General features: G+C 72.7%; 18 protein-coding genes and 6 tRNA genes. 9 read left to right on the top strand and 15 right to left on the bottom strand.

Annotated elements, in window-relative coordinates; genetic code table 11:
* Positions 1–5: 5 nt before the first annotated feature.
* The 3 genes from ACH5AO_RS32685 to ACH5AO_RS32675 all read right to left on the bottom strand — a co-directional run bounded on the left by ACH5AO_RS32685 (position 6) and on the right by ACH5AO_RS32675 (position 2,309).
* On the bottom strand, positions 6–1,295 hold the full coding sequence (locus ACH5AO_RS32685; protein ID WP_398931037.1) for an ABC transporter substrate-binding protein: 1,290 nt from the start codon (positions 1,293–1,295) through the stop codon (positions 6–8).
* A 401-nt stretch (positions 1,296–1,696) separates the two neighbouring features.
* Positions 1,697–1,768: transfer RNA gene (locus ACH5AO_RS32680), tRNA-Val, on the bottom strand.
* Positions 1,769–1,847: 79 nt separating this feature from the next.
* On the bottom strand, positions 1,848–2,309 hold the full coding sequence (locus tag ACH5AO_RS32675) for a TIGR02611 family protein (protein ID WP_398931036.1): 462 nt from the start codon (positions 2,307–2,309) through the stop codon (positions 1,848–1,850).
* Between the two features lie 191 nt (positions 2,310–2,500).
* Between ACH5AO_RS32675 and ACH5AO_RS32670 the strand changes: the two genes are divergently transcribed.
* Together ACH5AO_RS32670 and ACH5AO_RS32665 are read left to right on the top strand one after the other, a co-directional pair.
* Entirely contained in the window at positions 2,501–2,914 is a 414-nt protein-coding gene (locus ACH5AO_RS32670; RefSeq protein WP_004002642.1) for an SsgA family sporulation/cell division regulator, read from the top strand.
* A gap of 309 nt (positions 2,915–3,223) precedes the next feature.
* Positions 3,224–3,784: a CGNR zinc finger domain-containing protein gene (locus ACH5AO_RS32665; RefSeq protein WP_398931035.1), complete on the top strand. Its 561-nt coding sequence runs from the start codon at positions 3,224–3,226 to the stop codon at positions 3,782–3,784.
* Between the two features lie 92 nt (positions 3,785–3,876).
* Here ACH5AO_RS32665 and ACH5AO_RS32660 read toward each other — a convergent pair whose 3' ends face one another.
* Together ACH5AO_RS32660 and ACH5AO_RS32655 are read right to left on the bottom strand one after the other, a co-directional pair.
* On the bottom strand, positions 3,877–4,050 hold the full coding sequence (locus ACH5AO_RS32660; protein WP_217130043.1) for a hypothetical protein: 174 nt from the start codon (positions 4,048–4,050) through the stop codon (positions 3,877–3,879).
* A gap of 153 nt (positions 4,051–4,203) precedes the next feature.
* Positions 4,204–4,641 carry a hypothetical protein gene (locus ACH5AO_RS32655; RefSeq protein WP_398931033.1) on the bottom strand — a complete coding sequence of 146 codons (438 nt, stop codon included), beginning with the start codon at positions 4,639–4,641 and terminating at the stop codon, positions 4,204–4,206.
* A 246-nt stretch (positions 4,642–4,887) separates the two neighbouring features.
* Between ACH5AO_RS32655 and ACH5AO_RS32650 the strand changes: the two genes are divergently transcribed.
* Positions 4,888–5,412 (top strand): DsbA family protein, encoded by a 525-nt coding sequence (locus ACH5AO_RS32650; protein ID WP_398931031.1) that lies wholly within the window; start codon positions 4,888–4,890, stop codon positions 5,410–5,412.
* Positions 5,413–5,441: 29 nt separating this feature from the next.
* On the opposite strand, the gene ACH5AO_RS32645 is transcribed toward ACH5AO_RS32650, so the two are convergent.
* From ACH5AO_RS32645 to ACH5AO_RS32635, 3 genes are all read right to left on the bottom strand, one after another.
* Positions 5,442–6,266 (bottom strand): GNAT family N-acetyltransferase, encoded by an 825-nt coding sequence (locus tag ACH5AO_RS32645; RefSeq protein ID WP_398931030.1) that lies wholly within the window; start codon positions 6,264–6,266, stop codon positions 5,442–5,444.
* A gap of 143 nt (positions 6,267–6,409) precedes the next feature.
* Complete coding sequence (locus ACH5AO_RS32640; RefSeq protein WP_398931028.1) at positions 6,410–7,231, bottom strand: aminotransferase class IV; 822 nt, start codon at positions 7,229–7,231, stop codon at positions 6,410–6,412.
* On the bottom strand, positions 7,228–8,280 hold the full coding sequence (locus tag ACH5AO_RS32635) for a chorismate-binding protein (RefSeq protein WP_398931026.1): 1,053 nt from the start codon (positions 8,278–8,280) through the stop codon (positions 7,228–7,230). Before ACH5AO_RS32635 ends, ACH5AO_RS32640 begins: the two co-directional genes overlap by 4 nt.
* 154 nt (positions 8,281–8,434) lie before the next feature.
* Between ACH5AO_RS32635 and ACH5AO_RS32630 the strand changes: the two genes are divergently transcribed.
* From ACH5AO_RS32630 to ACH5AO_RS32610, 5 genes are all read left to right on the top strand, one after another.
* Positions 8,435–8,507 (top strand) — tRNA-Gly (locus tag ACH5AO_RS32630).
* Positions 8,508–8,544: 37 nt separating this feature from the next.
* Positions 8,545–8,618: transfer RNA gene (locus ACH5AO_RS32625), tRNA-Cys, on the top strand.
* A gap of 1 nt (position 8,619) precedes the next feature.
* A tRNA-Val gene (locus ACH5AO_RS32620) sits at positions 8,620–8,691 on the top strand.
* A 34-nt stretch (positions 8,692–8,725) separates the two neighbouring features.
* Positions 8,726–8,797: transfer RNA gene (locus tag ACH5AO_RS32615), tRNA-Val, on the top strand.
* A 43-nt stretch (positions 8,798–8,840) separates the two neighbouring features.
* Positions 8,841–8,912, top strand: a tRNA-Val gene (locus tag ACH5AO_RS32610).
* 50 nt (positions 8,913–8,962) lie between these two features.
* Here the strand turns inward: ACH5AO_RS32610 and ACH5AO_RS32605 are convergent.
* From ACH5AO_RS32605 to ACH5AO_RS32590, 4 genes are all read right to left on the bottom strand, one after another.
* Positions 8,963–9,247, bottom strand: a complete 285-nt coding sequence (locus ACH5AO_RS32605) for a zf-TFIIB domain-containing protein (RefSeq protein ID WP_398931024.1) — start codon at positions 9,245–9,247, stop codon at positions 8,963–8,965.
* A gap of 101 nt (positions 9,248–9,348) precedes the next feature.
* A complete protein-coding gene (locus tag ACH5AO_RS32600) occupies positions 9,349–10,275 on the bottom strand; it encodes a phosphotransferase (RefSeq protein WP_398931022.1) in 927 nt (308 codons plus the stop codon).
* A gap of 447 nt (positions 10,276–10,722) precedes the next feature.
* On the bottom strand, positions 10,723–10,902 hold the full coding sequence (locus ACH5AO_RS32595) for a hypothetical protein (protein WP_351995698.1): 180 nt from the start codon (positions 10,900–10,902) through the stop codon (positions 10,723–10,725).
* A gap of 197 nt (positions 10,903–11,099) precedes the next feature.
* Positions 11,100–11,375, bottom strand: coding sequence for a hypothetical protein (locus tag ACH5AO_RS32590; RefSeq protein ID WP_398931019.1), 276 nt, complete (start codon positions 11,373–11,375; stop codon positions 11,100–11,102).
* 195 nt (positions 11,376–11,570) lie between these two features.
* Between ACH5AO_RS32590 and ACH5AO_RS32585 the strand changes: the two genes are divergently transcribed.
* A complete protein-coding gene (locus tag ACH5AO_RS32585) occupies positions 11,571–12,857 on the top strand; it encodes a protein kinase (protein WP_398931016.1) in 1,287 nt (428 codons plus the stop codon).
* A 28-nt stretch (positions 12,858–12,885) separates the two neighbouring features.
* Here ACH5AO_RS32585 and ACH5AO_RS32580 read toward each other — a convergent pair whose 3' ends face one another.
* From ACH5AO_RS32580 to cobT, 3 genes are all read right to left on the bottom strand, one after another.
* Positions 12,886–13,704 (bottom strand): TrmH family RNA methyltransferase, encoded by an 819-nt coding sequence (locus ACH5AO_RS32580; protein ID WP_398931014.1) that lies wholly within the window; start codon positions 13,702–13,704, stop codon positions 12,886–12,888.
* A 1-nt stretch (position 13,705) separates the two neighbouring features.
* A complete protein-coding gene (gene cobA, locus ACH5AO_RS32575; protein ID WP_398931012.1) occupies positions 13,706–14,938 on the bottom strand; it encodes a uroporphyrinogen-III C-methyltransferase in 1,233 nt (410 codons plus the stop codon).
* Between the two features lie 260 nt (positions 14,939–15,198).
* On the bottom strand, positions 15,199–17,627 hold a 2,429-nt coding region (cobT, locus tag ACH5AO_RS32570), incomplete at its 5' end, for a nicotinate-nucleotide--dimethylbenzimidazole phosphoribosyltransferase (RefSeq protein ID WP_398931010.1).

The following is a 17,627-nucleotide window of genomic DNA, read 5'->3' as shown; positions in this document are numbered from 1 at the left end:
TCCCCTCAGCCGGCGAACGCGGCCTTGGCCTCGCCGAACAGCGCCTTGGCGGCGTCGGCCGGCTTGGCCTTGCCCTGGGCGACCTCGCCGCCGATGCGCAGGAACGCCGCCTCGATGACGTCGGCGCCCGACGGGTGCGGGGTGATCTCGCCGAGGACGCCGGCCGCGGCGACCTCTTCCTCGTACGCCTTGACGCCCTTGTTGTTGTCGTCGGTGGGCGTGAACGCCTCGTACTGTTCGGTGGTGGCGAGGATGCCGCGGTCGTAGCCCATGATCTTGCCGACCTCGGGGTCGTGGACCATGAAGTCGATGAACTGGGCCACTTCCTTGGGGTGCTTGGTCCCCGAGAAGCCGCTCAGCATCAGCGAACCGAGGTACTGGCCGGTGGCCTTGCCGTCCGTGGTGGGGATCGGGGCGAGCCCGTAGTCCGACTCGCCCTCGCCCTCGTAGCGGATGGAGAAGTTGTCCCAGGTGAACTCGGACGCCGCGAGGCCCGCGGAGAGCGCCGACTTGGGCTTGACCTGCTCGACCTTCTTCGGGTCGGCGACGAGCCCGGACCGCACGCGCTTGTAGCCGTCCTCCCACCACTGCGTCAGGTCGTCCTCGGTGAAGCCGAGATCGGTGTCGGTGAAGAAGGCCTTGCCGTTCTGGCGCAGGTAGAGGTCGTAGAGGTACATGATGCTGAAGTAGCCGGTGTCACCGGCGATCTTCAGCTTGTCCTGGATCGTCTGCAGCGCGTCGAAGTACTCGTCCCAGGTCCAACCGAACTTCGCCTCCACCCCGGCCTTCTCGAAGGCCTTGAGGTCGATGACGAGCGACATGGTGTTGGCGCCGACGGGGACGGCGATCTGCTTGCCGTCGACCTGACCGTTGGCCAGGACGCCGTTGCGGAAGTTGTCCAGGCTCAGATTTCCGGCGTCCGCCTGCGACTTGAGGTCCAGCAGAACACCGCGCTTGTCGTACTTGCGCAGGAAGCCGACCGCATTCTGGAAAACGTCCGGCGGATTCCCTCCGGAGGCCTGGGTCTGGAACTTCTCCCAGAACGCCTCGTAGTCGGTGAATTCAGGCTTGATCTTGATCTTCGGGAACTTCTTCTCGAAGAGTTCGATCGTCTTCTTGATGGCGATGGTGCGCGGCTCGCCACCCCACCACGCGTAGCGGAGCGTCACCGTCCCGTCCCCGGATCCACTGCCGCCGCCGCACGCGGTGGCCGTCGCGCCCAGCCCCGCGACAGCCAGCGAGGCCCCCGCCGCTTTGAGGATCGCCCGCCTCTCCACATTCCCACCCTGCTGCATATGAGCCTCCCCAGCGACGTTCGCTTCCGCCTCATGAATCGTTTCAAGTAAGCGCTTGCTGGCACAAGTTACGGAGGGCCTACGGGCACGTCAATGATTCGGACAGGAATTCATGGGCGCCGCGCCCCGGCACCGGCGGCGGCCGTCCCGCCCGCGGGGCCCCGCCCGACCGCGAACGCCGAGGTGGAGGCCCCGTGACCGACCGATCGAACGCGACGGGGCCGGCCGGGAGAAGCACGGCGGAAGGTCACGGTTGGATGAAGGCGACCGGAAGCGGAACGTCCCGGAGACACGGGAGGAGGCCGCGCCCGGCTGCGCCCCGCCGCGAACGCGCGACACCGGCCGCACACGACGAGGCGGCCCGGCTCACCATGGGTGAGCCGGGCCGCCTGATGATCCGGTGGGCGATACTGGGTTCGAACCAGTGACCTCTTCGGTGTGAACGAAGCGCTCTCCCACTGAGCTAATCGCCCGGACGCAGGAAGAACATTACCCCATGTCAGGGGGTGCCCGTGACCCGTGGGGAGCGGTGCGCCCGCTCCCCGCCTCCCGTCACTGGTCCTCGATCTTCCAGGGGAGCACGAGGCCGAACTTCCACAGGTAGGCCCCGGCCAGACCGGCCGCGATCACCACGCCGACCGAGGTCAGGATGATGTTCCGGCGCCGGACCCTGGGGTCCAGGGCCCGCTGGGCCGCCTCGGTGACCTTGCGCTTGGTCCAGCGCAGCACCAGCTGGGCCCAGACGAACTCGGTCGCCCAGATCGCCATACCGCCGAAGATCACGACCCAGCCGGGGCCGGGCAGCACCAGCATCGCGGCACCGGCCGCCACCACCGCGAGGCCGACTATGAAGACGCCGACCTGCCAGCTCAGGTGCAGCGCGCGGCGCGCCCTGACGAACTCCGGCGCACGCGATCCGAGCCCCCGCTCCTCACGGTTCTCGCTCTCGTCCACCGTCACCCCGTGGGCCGCCACCACCGCGGCCTCGCCAGCCTTGTCACTCCCCGTGTTCATACAGCCAAACACTACCCGAGCGAAACACATCACCGGAATGGTCGCAGGGCGCGAACGATCTCTCGGCCGGAAGAGTTACGTAAACCAACGCAAAACACTCAGAGGGGTTTACAACGGCACCGTAGGTGGCATGTCGATTTGGCCGACGTGCGAATCCCCGAGCGCACACTGAGCGAAAGGCCCTGGCGCTTATGAACACCACGGTCAGCTGCGAGCTGCACCTGCGCCTCGTTGTGTCGAGCGAGTCCTCCCTGCCTGTCCCCGCAGGCCTGCGGTACGACACGGCCGACCCCTACGCCGTGCACGCCACCTTCCACACCGGAGCCGAGGAGACCGTCGAGTGGGTGTTCGCCCGCGACCTCCTCGCCGAGGGGCTCCACCGCCCCACGGGCACCGGTGACGTCCGTGTCTGGCCGTCGCGCAGTCACGGTCAGGGCGTCGTCTGCATCGCCCTGAGCTCACCGGAGGGGGAGGCCCTGCTCGAGGCCCCGGCAAGGGCCCTGGAGTCCTTCCTGAAGCGCACCGACGCCGCCGTGCCGCCCGGTACGGAACACCGGCACTTCGATCTCGACCAGGAGCTCTCGCACATCCTGGCGGAAAGCTAGGCGAGGCTCACGAAGCCGCCCGGCGCCGTCGACTCGGGGAGACGGCTCGGGCCCGGACAGCCGCATACGGACAGCCGCATACGGCTCACACACAACGGCGCCGACACCGCGGGGTTCCGCGGGCGGCGCCGTTGCGCTGGGCGCCTCCGGGCCGGTACCGGCCAGACGGGTGATCGGGAACGACGGCCGAGGTCCGCGCGTTGCATTCGAAGCCATGTGCGGATCGGGGAGGTGCGGAGCGCGCCGGAGCCACTACCATCGGCCAGCATCGGCGGGCGTCCGCCCGACCCCCAGGCCAGGGAGCGAACTGTGCTGATCACCCATGACACCCGGTGCGCGCTCGACACCGTGGTGGATCTGGTGAACTCCGCGCCGGAGGACGACACGACACCGGAGGGGCTGCCGGACGTCGCGGCCCTCGAGGAGTTCGTGCGGCAGCACGAGATCAGCGAGGTCGGGGTGCTCACGGAGCTCGACCTGGCCGCGGTGCGCAAGATCCGCGGCCGGTTCGCGGCGGTCTTCGCCGCTCCGGACGCCCGCGCGGCCGCCGCGCTGATCAACGAGCTGGTCGCGGCCGCGGGCACCACGCCCCGGCTCACCGACCACGACGGCTACGACTGGCACGTGCACTACTTCGCGCCCGGTGCCTCCGTGGCCGACCACCTGGCCGCCGACTGCGGGATGGCGCTGGCGTTCTTCGTGGTCGCCGGGGAGCAGGAGCGGCTGCGCCGCTGTGAGGCCCCGGACTGCCGGCACGCCTTCGTCGATCTCTCCCGCAACCGCTCGCGCCGCTACTGCGACAGCCGCACCTGCGGCAACCGTCTGCACGTGGCCGCCTACCGGGCGCGGCGCAAGGAGGCGGCGGGCTGACCTCCCGGGGGCGCTCCTCGGGCGGCGGAGCAGCCGTTCGATGCCGTGCCGACGCGGTCCCGACGGGTGACGCCGGGTACCGCGGGTACGGCTCACAGCCACAGCAGATCGTGCAGGGCAGCCGTGAGCAGCAGACACCCGATCACCGCCAGGAAGATCATCAGCGGTGGCTGGGAAAGGGCGAAGAGGCATCCACGCGGCTCGTCCTGCTGCGGCGCGGCATCGCTCTGTGTCGTGTCCAGCATCTCGCGGTGATGATGACGCATCGGGAGCACCCGACGCGATCAACACTCACGGAGTGCGTGCGTGTTCGCCGATTCCGCGATCTACGGTTCGGGTTGTGATCACTTCCGGGCGCTCCGGGACGCCCTGTGACGTTTCTGCCGGTCGCACACGCATTCACCCACGGTGCGCCACCGTCATATGCCGTGCTTCTTGAGGATGGCCTCGATGTCGCTGAAGTCGTCCTCGCCCCGGGAGGCTGGAGCGGGACGGGCCGCCGGACGGGCTCCCTGGCTCAGGGAGGGCGCGGAGGCCCCGGGTGCCACCGCCTCGGGGCGTGCCGCAGCCCGCGCGGCCTTGCGCTCCTTGCGGGTGCCGCCGCGCCGGCGCTCCACGGTGCGGGTGGTCGCGAACAGCACCCAGGACAGGCCGAGCACTCCGAAACCGGCCCATGCCGTCGGGCTGAAGGCGGTGTCGGCCAGCCATTCGACGGCGCCGGTCATCACCAGGCCCAGGGGGACGAGCGAGTAGGCGGCGATGCGGGCGGCCGTGAGGAAGCGTTTGCGGTAGGCCGTGATCACCGCGATGCCCAGGCCTGCCGCGGAGACGGCGGAGCAGACGGTCTCGGCAATCATCCGGTCCTCCAGGCAGGTGGGGCGCTGTGGCGCTTCGTCCCTTCCATCCTGCACCTGCGGGGCTCCGCGGGGCCATGTTCCGGCCGGACATCAGGGACATCTCCGGGTCGGCACTCCTCCGCGGGTGCCGGTGAGCCCCCTCCCCGGTCCCAGGTCCCGGGCGGGCCCCGGCCTCGGGCCCGGGTCCGCTCCGGAGCGTCCTGCCTCCGATTGGGTGGCGGGCGGCCCGGCTGGGAGACTGTGACCATGAACGACTCCTCCCCCGCCCGTCCCGCCGCCCCCGTCCTCGACGTCTGGTGCGAGCTGCAGTGTCCGGACTGCCGCACCGCCCTCGACGACCTCCGTGCCCTGCGGGCCCGTTACGGCGACCGCCTGGAACTGCGGCTGCGGCACTTCCCGCTGGAGAAGCACAAGCACGCCTTCGCCGCCGCCCAGGCCGCCGAGGAGGCGCTGGAGCAGGGGCGGGGATGGCCGTACGTCGAGGCCGTGCTGGAACGAGTCGAGGAGCTGGACCGCCGGGGAGAGGGCTTCCTCGTCGAGGTCGCCCGGGAACTCGGTCTGGACGCCGAGGAGTTCGACACCGCGCTGATCGACGGACGGCACATCCTGATCGTGGACGCGGACCAGGCCGAGGGCAAGGCGATCGGGGTGACGGGCACCCCGACGTACGTCATCGGCGGTGAGCGCCTCGACGGCGGCAAGAGCCAGGAGGGCCTGCGCGAGCGCGTCGAGGAGATCGCGGACCGGCTGCTGGCCGGGCAGGAGGGCTGACCCCGGGCCCCGCGGGGTCCCGCCCGCCGTCACAGGAGCGGCTTGTACATCGAGTACTGCGTCGTGCCGTAGCCGAGTGAGTCGTAGAGCCGCTCGGCCGGGGTGTTCCCGGCGAACACGTTGAGGCCTATGAGCCGGTTGCCCGCGGCGACCGCCTGGGCCTCGGCGAGCAGCATGAGCGCGCGTCCATGCCCCCGGCCGCGGTGGGCGGCGTCGGCCTCGACGTCGAAGACGTAGGCCCGTTCCCCGCGCACCGACAGCCACAGGGTGCCCACGGGGGTGCCCTCGTGTTCGAGGACGCTGAAGAGCATGTCCTCGGTGGCGCGGCCGTCGGGCAGCAGCGCGGCGTGGTCGTCCGCCGCCTTGGCCCGCGCCTCGGCCTCCGGTACCCCGCGCCGGATCCAGTTCCCCGCGTAGTCCTCCCGGCCCCTGGCCGACCAGGGCCCGAACTCGTCCTCGGTCATGGGCCGGGCCACGCTGCCCTCCGGAAGCACGGGCGGGGTGTCCGCGAGGGTCTTCTCCATGGTCCGGTTGCGCACGACGTAGCCGAGCGCCGTGGCGAGCCCGAGGGCGGCCCGGGCGTCGGCGGGGACCGTCACCTCGATGCGGCGGCACCCCCAGCCGCGCGCCACCTCCTCCGCGGCGAGCGCGGCCACCGTGCCCCGGCCGCGCCTGCGGTCCGGCTCCTCGATGCGCAGGCTCGTGATCCGGGCCACGGCATCGCCGAAGACGGGATGCGTGCCGAGGTGGACCGCCCCGACGGGACGGCTGTTCACGCACACCTGGTAGCGGCGTGAGCGCGTGCCGTCGGGATTCCGCTGAAGCGGCTCGTCCGGCCGCAGGGTGGTGGTCATCGAAGGTTTCCTACCCGTCTTCCCGTCGCCCGCCACCGCCCTTGTCCGAGGGCCCTGTGGCCCTGTGGTCCTGTGGGCTCGCCTCTTGCGTCCGCGTCCCGGATCGGCCGGATTCCGGGTCCGTCACGGATCGAGGTCATCCGTCACGGATCGAGGTCGGTCCCGGAGCGCTCGTCGAAGATCCGCATGGCCTTGGCGGTCACCGGGCCGGGGGCGCCGGGCAGTTCGCGGCCGTCGACGCGGTGCACGGCCTGGACGTCGCGCAGGGTGGAGGTGAGGAAGACCTCCTCGGCCCGTTCCAGCACGTCCAGCGGCAGGTCGGTCTCCTCGGCGCCGGTCCACTCGACGACGAGGGCCCGGGTGATGCCGGCGAGGCAGCCGGAGGCGAGCGGCGGGGTGTGGAGTCGGCCGTCGAGGACGACGAAGACGTTCGACCCGGTGCCCTCGCAGAGCCGTCCCACGGTGTTGCCGAACAGCGCCTCGGACGCGTCCCGCTCACGGGCGCGGGCGAGGGCGACGACGTTCTCGGCGTACGAGGTGGTCTTCAGGCCGGTGAGCGCGCCGCGTTCGTTGCGGGTCCAGGGGACGGTGATCACAGAGGTGGAGTCGGGGCGGCGGGTAGTCTCCCCGAGCGCGACCACGAGGGTCGGGCCGTGCTCGCCGCGGTCGGAGCCGAGCGGGCCGTGGCCGCCGGTGTAGGTGAGGCGCAGCCGGCCGAGCGGCATCGGGTTGGCCTCGAGGACGGCGGCGCAGGCGCGGCGCACCTCGTCGAGGTCGGGGTCGGGCAGTCCGAGCCCGCGGGCCGAGCGGGTCAGCCGGTCGAGGTGCCGGGTGAGCGCGAACGGACGGCCGTCCACGGCCTTCACCGTCTCGAAGACGCCGTCGCCCACGGTCAGTCCGTGGTCGAAGACGGAGACACGGGCGGACTCGGTGTCCCGCAGCCCGCCGTCGATCCAGATCCTCACCGCTGGGTCCCTCCGATCGTCTCGTACGTTCCCGACGCTACCGCGAGCAGCCGGGAGGCCTTCAGTTCGGTCTCCCGCCACTCCCCTTCGGGGTCGGAGCCCCAGGTGATCCCGGCGCCGGTGCCGAACCGCAGGACGGCGTCACCGCCCGCGGTCCGGTCGATCCAGAAGGTGCGGATGCCCACCGCGAGCACGCCGGTGCCGCGGTCGGCGTCGACCCAGCCGACGCCGCCGCAGTACGGGCCGCGGGGCGCCGTCTCCAGCGCGTCGATGATCCGCAGCGCGCTGGACTTGGGCGCGCCGGTGACGGAGCCGGGCGGGAAGGCGGCACCGAGCAGCTCGGGCCATCCCGCGCCGCCCCGCAGCTCGCCCCGCACGGTCGACACGAGGTGGACGAGTCCGGGGTGCTTCTCGACGGCGCACAGGTCGGGCACGGTCACCGTGCCGGTGTCGCAGACCTGTCCGATGTCGTTGCGGACCAGGTCGACGATCATCACGTTCTCGGCGTAGTCCTTCTCCAGCAGGTCGGCCTCGGTGCGCCCGGTGCCCTTGATCGGCCCGGACTCTACGACCCGCCCCTCCCGCCGCAGGAACAGTTCGGGTGACGCGGTGGCGATCTCCACCCCGTGACCGGGCAGGCGAATCGTTCCGGCATACGGCGCCGGGTTGCCCCGGGCGAGCAGGGCGGTGAGGGCGTCCACGTCGGCGCCGGACGGCACGGGCGCGGACAGGACGCGGCAGAGGTTCGCCTGGTAGACCTCGCCGGCGGCTATGCGGTCGCGGATGCGGCGTACGGCTGTCGTGTACGCGTCACGGTCGAGCGAGGAGGTCCAGTCACCGGCCGCCGGCCCCCGCCAGGCCCCCGGCACGGGGGCGGGAACCGGCTGCTCCCGGACCTCCCGGAAGCGGGCGCAGGTCAGCCGGCCCTCGAAGTCGGCGGCGACGGCCCAGAACCCCGTGGAGTCCAGGGCGGCGGGGTCGTCGGTGACGTCGAGGAGACCGGTGGCGACGCGGTCACCGAAGCGGGCGAGAGGAGGCAGGTCCGGCACACGACGAGTCTATGGCGGGCACGGTTCCGGTGACCTGGGCGTGTCCGTGAGCGGGCGCAGCGCAGCACGCTGCACAAACGGGTTTTTGTACTGGCCCCGGAATCCGCTAGAGTTCAGTTCGTCGCCGGGACGCGCAAGCCGACCGAAACGACAGGCGGACGTAGCTCAGTTGGTAGAGCGCAACCTTGCCAAGGTTGAGGTCGCGAGTTCGAGCCTCGTCGTCCGCTCGAAGGAAGAGGGGGCTTCCCGGTCCCCTACACTCCTGGTGGAGTGGCCGAGAGGCGAGGCAACGGCCTGCAAAGCCGTCTACACGGGTTCAAATCCCGTCTCCACCTCCAAGGACGATTAGCTCAGCGGGAGAGCGCTTCCCTGACACGGAAGAGGTCACTGGTTCAATCCCAGTATCGTCCACTGGATCTTCGGATCCTGGATCTCCGGATCCTCCGCGCGATTAGCTCAGCGGGAGAGCGCTTCCCTGACACGGAAGAGGTCACTGGTTCAATCCCAGTATCGCGCACGCAGTACGCACGACCCGCTCCACGGAGTGATCGTGTTCCCGAGGACGATTAGCTCAGCGGGAGAGCGCTTCCCTGACACGGAAGAGGTCACTGGTTCAATCCCAGTATCGTCCACACCGCCCGAAGCCCCCGGTCCTCCGACCGGGGGCTTCGTCGTGCGCCCGTCAGCTGGAGAAGAGCATGTGCCCGAAGCTCTTGTGCCGGTGGTGACCGTGGTGGCCGTGGCCGGCGTGCGGGGCGCCCCAGGCGGGAGCCGGGGCGGCCGGGTAGGCCTGCGGGGCGGCGGGCGGGGCCGGCGGCGCGGGCTGCGACCACTGGGCCTCCAGCCGGGTCAGCGACTCCAGCTCGCCGTAGTCGAGGAAGATGCCCCGGCACCCGCTGCACTGCTCGATCTGGACACCGTTGCGGTTGTAGGTGTGCATCGGTGCATGGCACTTCGGACACTGCATGATCGGTTCAACTCCTGGCCGGTCGTTCCTGCTTCGCGTATCGCCTGGACAGACTCTGTCCGGCTACGGGTCGGTTGCACCCTACGTCGGGAAACTTCGGCTCACCCCGTCGGGGAGGCGGGGCTGACGGAACCCATGCGTGCGCAGGCGTCGACCAGTGACCGCTCCACCTCGTCCAGGGGCCGGCCGGCCACGACGGCCTTGGTGACGGCGCGGGCCGCGGTCTGGACGGTGAGGGCGCGGGCCGGGACGTCCAGCGCGGTCCAGGGGTCGCCGTCGGACGGCACGGCCGGGCCGCCGGCCGCGCGGTAGGCGGTCAGGAAGCGGTGCCACTCGTCGGGGGTGAGCAGTCCGCAGGCGTACCAGGCCGCCGGACGGGCCAGGTCCCACGCCGGTACGCCCGTGCCGAGGTCGTCGACGTCGATGAGCAGCCAGGGGCCGTCGGGCGCGGGATGGCGTACGAGCTGGCCGAGGTGGAGGTCGCCGTGGCAGAGGGTGACGGTGTCCGGCATGGGGGTCTCGCCGCGGGCCCAGGGCGGGAGGGCGGTCCAGGCCCGCAGGACGGGGGCGGTGGCGGGGTGCCGGGGGGCGGTGGTGCGGAGGAGGGCGATGGCGTGGGCGGCCTTGGCGGGGCCGCGCATGGGGGGTACGGCGGTGGGGGCGGGGGCCTGGTGGAGACGGGCGAGGAGGGTGGCCGCGGCCTCCCAGGGGGCGGCGTCCGGGTCGTCCGGGTCCACGGGAGTGCCGTACGGCCAGTGGGTGACGAGTCGTCCGTGCAGCTCGGCGGGTGTCGGGGTGAGCGGGGAGAGGAGGATGCCGGGGAGCCGGGCGGCCACGGTGAGACGGACGGTCAGCCCGGTGGGGTCGGCGTCGGGGGCGTGGGCCTTGGCGACGGTGCCCGCGTGCCGTACGACGGTGGCGTCTTCGCGGGCGGCGAGGGTGGCGGTGGTGCAGCGGCAGGTGTGGGGGCTCGCGTGGGCCGTTGCCGTGACGTGGGCCGTCAGGGCGGGGAGGAGGTCCGTGGTCACGGGGTGAGGGTACGGGCGGTTTTGGTCGCGGGGTTGCACGGTCCGGCGGCGACGGGGTACCGGTGCGCCCACCCGGACGGTGGGGTTGGGCGGTACACGGTGCGGTGGCTGGGCAGGGGTAAGTCACGCACCCGGCGTGTGCACGTGCGCCGCGTGGGTGCGGGCCGGGGGTGTTCGCGCAGCCCGGTGCGGGCGGGGTGCCGTCGCGCCCACCCGTGCCGCCCTGGGGGTACCTCCCAGGCCCTCAAGGCACTGAGGGAGGCACGATTGCCCGCGGATGGCGGATGGCGGATGGCGGCCTGCAGGGGCACGGAGCGCGGGCAGAGCAATGCCGGCGCAGCTCCCCAGCTGCGCCGGCATTTTGCCGTCCGCCGCACCCCCGTCCCCACGGGGTTTCATGGGTGGATGTCCCCGCCCGGACCGCTCTTCCGGGCCTGGGGTCGCCGTTCAGCGCCCCAGCATCTCACCCACGGACGACGCCTGTGTGGCCACCGTCTCCCACCCGTCGAAGACGAGGAGGAGCAGGACCGCCAGGGGAAGGGCCATCAGCGTCGCCACCAGCGGATGGCGACGCCCCTCGCCGCGTTCCCGCGTGCGGACCAGTGTCCGCGGTGCCGTGTACGCCATGGTCCCTCTCCTGACCGTTTCTGTTGTCGTTGACAGCGGCGGGCGTCTGACCTCGGGGGACGAGTGCTGCACCCGCCGCTTGACCTCAAATCTAGGCGCCGGGCCCTCCCCCGGCGTCATGCCCTCGTACCGATTGCCGGGCCTCCCGGAGGATGAGCACCTCCCGCCGGTGTACTCCCCTGGGTGGAGACGGAGTCCTACGCCTCGGGGACATCCCCGAAGGGCCGCCCGCTCTGCCCCGTTTTCTCCGAGCGGTCCTCCCGCGGCACCGGCTGCTCCACCAGCGCGAGCACCCGGTTCGCCATGAACCGGGCCGTCCGCACCACGGCCCCGGTTCGGGTGACTTCGCTCACTTCCACCACCCCCCGCCGCACCGCCGTCTCCACCCGGCGCCCGGCCCTGCTCGCCACCACCTCGTACGTGCGCGTCGTGTCCCCCGCGTCCACGACGATCTCCACACGGTCACCCTTCATGCGATCAATCCCCCTTCGCCGTCGGGTGGTTGGGATCACCGGCCGCGCGAACCAGGTTTGCCCGCGCGCTCCCTGACCACTCTTCAAGTCTCCCACCCCCCACTGACAATCCACCGCCCCGAGAGGGCGCGGCCTCTGCGCGCGGGCGGCCGTGGAAACGTAAGCTGTGGCACGTCACAGGACCGGGCAGCGGGGATGAACATGGCGATGATGCGCCTGAGGCGCGAGGACCCGCGCGTCGTCGGCTCTTTCAAGCTCCACCGACGGCTCGGCGCGGGCGGGATGGGCGTGGTCTACCTGGGCTCCGACAAGAAGGGGCAGCGGGTCGCGCTGAAGGTCATCCGGCCCGACCTGGCCGAGGACCAGGAGTTCCGCTCACGGTTCGCGCGCGAGGTGTCGGCGGCCCGCCGCATCCGCGGCGGCTGCACGGCCCGGCTGGTGGCCGCGGACCTCGACGCGGACCGTCCCTGGTTCGCCACGCAGTACGTGCCGGGACCCTCGCTGCACGACAAGGTCGCCGACGAGGGGCCGCTCGGCGCGGCCGACGTCGCCGCCGTCGGCGCGGCCCTCTCCGAGGGGCTGGTCGCCGTGCACGAGGCCGGTGTGGTGCACCGGGACCTCAAGCCGTCCAACATCCTGCTGTCCCCGAAGGGGCCGCGGATCATCGACTTCGGCATCGCGTGGGCGACCGGCGCGTCGACGCTCACGCACGTCGGCACGGCGGTCGGCTCGCCCGGTTTCCTCGCCCCGGAGCAGGTGCGCGGCGCGGCCGTCACCCCGGCCACGGACGTGTTCTCGCTCGGCGCCACGCTCGCGTACGCGTCGATGGGCGACTCGCCCTTCGGGCACGGCAGTTCCGAGGTGATGCTGTACCGCGTGGTGCACGAGGAGGCCCAACTGCGCGGCGTCCCGGACGCCCTGGCCCCCCTCGTCCGCGCGTGTCTGGCGAAGAACCCCGAGGAGCGGCCCAGCACGCTCCAGCTGTCGCTGCGGCTCAAGGAGATCGCCGCGCGGGAGGCCCAGGGCCTCGCCGACGTGCGTCCGCCGGCCCCGCGCGACGCCGGGACGGAGCGGCCGACCGGACGCCTCGCGGACACCTACCCGGAGCGGGCGCAGCGCCGGCAGGGCGGTCAGGGAACCCCGCCGCCGCGCGGACGCGGCCCCGCGCCCAGGAACACCGGCTCGTCCCCCGGACGGAACAACCGGAGCGTGCCTCCTTCGCGGAGCGGCGGCCCGCGCGACAGCTCCCCGCACGGAGGCGCTCCGTCCCGCAAGGGGCCGCGTCCCACGCCGGCGTCCCGGAACACCACCCGGTCCGGTACCGGCACCGGTGCCCGTCGTCCGGGGCCCCGGACGACCGGGACCGGCCTGCGGCCGGCCAATCCGCGCCTGCTCAGGCAGCGGCTGTTCGTGTTCGTCGTCGTGACGCTGGTGGTGGCGCTGGGCATCGCGCTGGTGCAGGGCTGCCAGGGCCCCGGCTAGGGACCCGGCGACCACGGCGTCCGGGCCGCTACTCCCGCGGACGCCCCGTGGCCACCGCGTAGAAGGCGACCGCCGCGGCGGCTCCCACGTTGAGGGAGTCGACGCCGTGCGACATCGGGATGCGGACCCGTTCGTCGGCGGCGGCCAGGGCCCGGCCGGACAGACCTGATCCTTCGGCGCCCAGCATCAGAGCCACCCGGTCCATGCGGTGCGGTGCCACCTCGTCCAGGGCCCGGGCCCGCTCGTCGGGGGTGAGGGCGAGCAGCCTGAACCCGGCCTCGCGCACCGCCTCCAGTTGTCCGGGCCAGGTGTCCAGGCGGGCGTACGGCACGGAGAAGACCGCGCCCATGGAGACCTTGACGCTGCGGCGGTAGAGGGGGTCGGCACAGTCCGGGGAGAGCAGGACGGCGTCCATGCCGAGGGCCGCCGCGGAACGGAAGATCGCGCCGATGTTGGTGTGGTCGTTGACCGACTCCATGACGACGACGCGGTGGGCGGTCCGGAGCACGTCGGCCGCCGCGGGCAGCGGTGTGCGCTGCATGGAGGCGAGCGCGCCGCGGTGCACGTGGTAGCCGGTGACCTGTTCGGCGAGCGCGGGGTCGACGACGTACACCGGGGCGGTGGCCCGGTCGATGACGTCGCGCATGACGTCGACCCACTTCGCGGACAGCAGCATCGACCGCATCGCGTAGCCCGCTTCCCCGGCGCGCCTGATGACCTTCTCGCCCTCGGCGATGAACAGGCCCTCGGCGGGTTCGCGGCGGCGGCGCAGTTCGACGTCGGTCAGGCCGGTGTAGTCGTGCAGCCGCGGGTCGGCGGGGTCGTCGACGGTGATGAGTCCGGCCATGTCACGCCGTCCCGCGCGGGCCCACGGCGACGACCTCGCCGATGACGATGACGGCCGGCGGCCTGACTTCCTGGGCGACGACCGTCTCGGCGACCGTGGCGAGGGTGGCGTCGACGCGGCGCTGGGCTGCCGTGGTGCCCTCCTGGACGAGGGCGACCGGGGTGTCGGGGGACTTGCCGCCGGCCATCAGGGTCTCGGCGATCCGGCCGATCTTGTCGACGCCCATGAGGACGACGAGGGTGCCGGTCAGCTTCGCCAGGGACGCCCAGTCGACCAGGGAGCGCTCGTCGTCGGGGGCGACATGGCCGCTGACCACGGTGAACTCGTGCGCCACGCCGCGGTGGGTGACGGGGATGCCGGCCGCGCCCGGGACCGAGATGGAGCTGGAGATGCCGGGGACGACGGTGCAGGGGATGCCCGCTTCGGCGAGCGCCTGGAGTTCCTCCATGCCGCGGCCGAAGACGTACGGGTCTCCGCCCTTGAGCCGGACCACGGACTTGCCCTGCTTGGCGTGCTCGATCAGCGCGTTGTTGATGGCCTCCTGGGCCATGAACCGGCCGTAGGGGATCTTCGCCGCGTCGATCACCTCGACGTGCGGCGGGAGTTCGGCGAGCAGGTCGCGCGGGCCGAGCCGGTCGGCGATGACGACGTCGGCCTCGGCGAGCAGGCGGCGGCCGCGCACGGTGATCAGGTCCGGGTCGCCGGGGCCTCCGCCGACGAGGGCGACGCCGGGGGTGCGGGTGCGGTGGTGCGGGGCGACCAGGGTGCCGTCGCGCAGGCCCTCGACCACGGCGTCGCGGATGGCGGCGGTGTGGCGGGGGTCGCGGCCGCGTGCCTTCGTCGTGAGGACGGCCACGGTGACGCCCTCGCTGGAGCCGGTGGCAGGGGTCCACGCCGTGGCCGCGTCGGCGTCGTCCGAGCGGACACACCAGACGCGGTGTGCTTCCGCCTCGGCGGAGGCGCGGGTGTTCGCCTCGGGGTCGCTGGTGGCGATGAGGGCGTACCAGGCCTGCGCGAGGTCGCCCTCGGCATAGGGACGGCGGTGCCAGGTGATCTCGCCGGCGTCCGCCATGGCCTCCACGGAAGGGGTGGCCGCGGGGGACACCAGGTGGATGTCGGCACCGGCGGCGATCAGGGCGGGGAGGCGGCGTTGGGCGACCTGGCCGCCGCCGAGGACGACGACCCGGCGGCCGGTGAGGCGGAGGCCTACGGGGTAGGCGGGGTGTTCGGCCATGCGGGACGGCTCCTCTTGCGGCGTGCGGTAGCCCTGACGTGCGAATTTTAATGGTGCGGGGGTTTCGGCGGGTCCGGTGTCCGGTGGGTGGGCGAGGGGCGCCGGGTGCCGGCTGCGGGGTGATCGTGCCCACCCGTTCCGCCTGGGGTACCTCCCGGGCCCTCAAGGCACTGGGGGAGGAACGACCGCCCACGACCACCGGCACGCCGACTGGGCGCCCGACGCCACCCCTGACCACCCCGGCCTCGAAGGGGCGCCCCTTACTTCTCGGTGACGCCCGCCGAATCGAACGTCGCCACCTCGTGCATGGCCCGTGCCGTGCTCTGCACGAGCGGAAGGGCCAGGAGGGCGCCCGTGCCCTCGCCGAGGCGGAGGTCGAGGTCGACCAGGGGGCGCAGGCCCAGTTTGTTGAGGGCGGCGACGTGACCGGGCTCGGCGCTGCGGTGGCCCGCGATGCAGGCGGCCAGGACCTCGGGGGCGATGGCCCGGGCCACCAGGGCGGCGGCGCCGGCGCTGACGCCGTCCAGGATCACCGGCGTGCGCAGCGACGCGCCGCCGAGGAGCAGGCCGACCATGGCGGCGTGCTCGAAGCCGCCGACGGCGGCCAGCACGCCGACGGGGTCGGCCGGGTCCGGCTGGTGGAGCTCCAGGGCACGGCGGACGACCTCGGTCTTGCGGGCGAGGGTCTCGTCGTTGATGCCGGTGCCGCGGCCGGTGACCTCCGCCGGGTCGGCGCCGGTGAAGACGGAGATGAGGGCGGCGGACGCGGTGGTGTTCGCGATGCCCATCTCGCCGGTGAGGAGGGCCTTGTTGCCGGCGGCGACCAGGTCGCGGGCGGTCTCGATGCCGACCTCGATGGCCTTCTTGGCCTCCTCGCGGGTCATCGCGGGCCCGGTGGTCATGTCGGACGTACCGGCGCGGATCTTGCGCGGCAGCAGACCGGGGGTGGCCGGGAGGTCGGAGGAGACGCCCACGTCGACGACGCAGACCTCCGCGCCGACCTGGGTGGCGAAGGCGTTGCAGACCGCTCCCCCGCCGAGGAAGTTGGCCACCATCTGCGCGGTGACCTCCTGCGGCCAGGGGGTGACGCCCTGGGCGTGCACCCCGTGGTCCCCGGCGAAGATCGCGACGGCCGCGGGCTCCGGAATGGGCGGCGGGCACTGGCGGGACAGGCCGGACAGCTGGGCGGAGATGATCTCCAGCATGCCGAGCGCCCCGGCCGGCTTGGTCATGCGCTTCTGCCGCTCCCACGCCTCACCGAGCGCCTTGGCGTCCAGCGGACGGATCTGTGCGACGGTCTCGGCGAGCAGGTCGTGGGGGTCCTCTCCGGGCAGGGCACGACGGCCGTACGTCTCCTCGTGCACGACCCAGGACAGCGGGCGGCGCTTGGACCAGCCGGCCTGCATCAGCTCGGGCTCGTCCGGGAACTCGTCGACGTAGCCCACGCACAGGTAGGCGACGACCTCGAGGTGCTCGGGGAGTCCCAGCGCGCGGACCATCTCGCGCTCGTCGAAGAAGCTGACCCAGCCGACGCCGAGGCCCTCGGCGCGGGCGGCGAGCCAGAGGTTCTCCACCGCGAGCGCGGAGGAGTACGGCGCCATCTGGGGCTGGGTGTGCCGGCCGAGGGTGTGCCGGCCGCCGCGGGTGGGGTCGGCGGTGACGACGATGTTCACCGGGGTGTCGAGGATGGCCTCGATCTTCAGTTCCTTGAACTGCTTCGCCCGGCCCTTGGGGAGGGACTTGGCGTAGGCGTCGCGCTGGCGCACGGCCAGTTCGTGCATGCTGCGCCGGGTCTCGGCGGAGCGGATGACGACGAAGTCCCAGGGCTGCGAGTGGCCGACGGAGGGCGCGGTGTGGGCGGCCTCCAGGACGCGGAGCAGCACCTCGTGCGGGATGGGGTCGCTGCGGAAGCCGTTGCGGATGTCCCGGCGTTCGCGCATGACCTTCAGTACGGCCTCGCGCTCGGCGTCGGCGTAGCCGGGGGCGGCCGGACCGGTGGGCCGCGCGGCTTCCGCGTCCACGCCGGCGCCCCGGGTGTCGAGGTCGTCGGGGCTCTGCGCGGGTTCGGCGTCCGCCTCTCGCGGTTCCCCGGTGGGGACGGCCACGCCCTGGGGCGGGGTCGGCGCGGGGTGCGGGGTGGCGGGCACGGTGCCGTCCGCGGGGACGGGCTCCCCCACGGGCCGGGCCGGCCCGGGCTGCGGGGGGACGGTGCCGGTCAGGGGGGTGGCGGGAGTCTGCTGGGGGCCCTGGACCGGGGCCGTTTCGGACTCGGGCGCGCCCTGATCGGTGACGGGAACGGCGTCGGCCGCCTCGTCCGCGGCACGGGGTGTCTCCGGGCCCACGGCGGCCGGGGCCTCGGGCGTGGGGGTCTCCGGGAGGGCTTCGTCACCCGTCGTCCCGGGAGCGGGTGCGGCGGCTTCGGCCGTGGTGCCGTCCGCTTCCGCAACGGGAAGCACGGTGGGGTCGGCACCCGGCGCGGGAACCTCCGGAGAAGCCTCGGGCGTCGGGACGTGCTCCGGAGCGAGACCCTCCACACCTGCGGGGGTTTCGGCCACAGTGCCGTCCGCCTCCGCGGCAGGAAGCACGACGGTGTCGGCACCCGGCGCGGGAACCTCCGGGGAAGCCTCGGGCGTCGGGACGTGCTCCGGAGCGAGACCCTCCACACCTGCGGGGGTTTCGGCCACAGTGC

Origin of the sequence: Streptomyces sp. NPDC018964 (assembly GCF_044390325.1) — a bacterium.
Classification (GTDB): Bacteria; Actinomycetota; Actinomycetes; order Streptomycetales; family Streptomycetaceae; genus Streptomyces.
Note: the sequence above shows the minus strand (reverse complement) of the source record. Positions and strands in the feature narration are given on the sequence as shown.

Coding starts and splice junctions, on each gene's coding strand:
- ACH5AO_RS32685 (WP_398931037.1), bottom strand. CDS start 1,295: ATGCAGCAGGGTGGGAATGTGGAGAGGCGGGCGATCCTCAAAGCGGCG.
- ACH5AO_RS32675 (WP_398931036.1), bottom strand. CDS start 2,309: ATGAACACGGGGAGTGACAAGGCTGGCGAGGCCGCGGTGGTGGCGGCC.
- ACH5AO_RS32670 (WP_004002642.1), top strand. CDS start 2,501: ATGAACACCACGGTCAGCTGCGAGCTGCACCTGCGCCTCGTTGTGTCG.
- ACH5AO_RS32660 (WP_217130043.1), bottom strand. CDS start 4,050: ATGCGTCATCATCACCGCGAGATGCTGGACACGACACAGAGCGATGCC.
- ACH5AO_RS32655 (WP_398931033.1), bottom strand. CDS start 4,641: ATGATTGCCGAGACCGTCTGCTCCGCCGTCTCCGCGGCAGGCCTGGGC.
- ACH5AO_RS32650 (WP_398931031.1), top strand. CDS start 4,888: ATGAACGACTCCTCCCCCGCCCGTCCCGCCGCCCCCGTCCTCGACGTC.
- ACH5AO_RS32645 (WP_398931030.1), bottom strand. CDS start 6,266: ATGACCACCACCCTGCGGCCGGACGAGCCGCTTCAGCGGAATCCCGAC.
- ACH5AO_RS32605 (WP_398931024.1), bottom strand. CDS start 9,247: ATGCAGTGTCCGAAGTGCCATGCACCGATGCACACCTACAACCGCAAC.
- ACH5AO_RS32595 (WP_351995698.1), bottom strand. CDS start 10,902: ATGGCGTACACGGCACCGCGGACACTGGTCCGCACGCGGGAACGCGGC.
- ACH5AO_RS32590 (WP_398931019.1), bottom strand. CDS start 11,375: ATGAAGGGTGACCGTGTGGAGATCGTCGTGGACGCGGGGGACACGACG.
- ACH5AO_RS32585 (WP_398931016.1), top strand. CDS start 11,571: ATGAACATGGCGATGATGCGCCTGAGGCGCGAGGACCCGCGCGTCGTC.
- ACH5AO_RS32580 (WP_398931014.1), bottom strand. CDS start 13,704: ATGGCCGGACTCATCACCGTCGACGACCCCGCCGACCCGCGGCTGCAC.
- cobA (WP_398931012.1), bottom strand. CDS start 14,938: ATGGCCGAACACCCCGCCTACCCCGTAGGCCTCCGCCTCACCGGCCGC.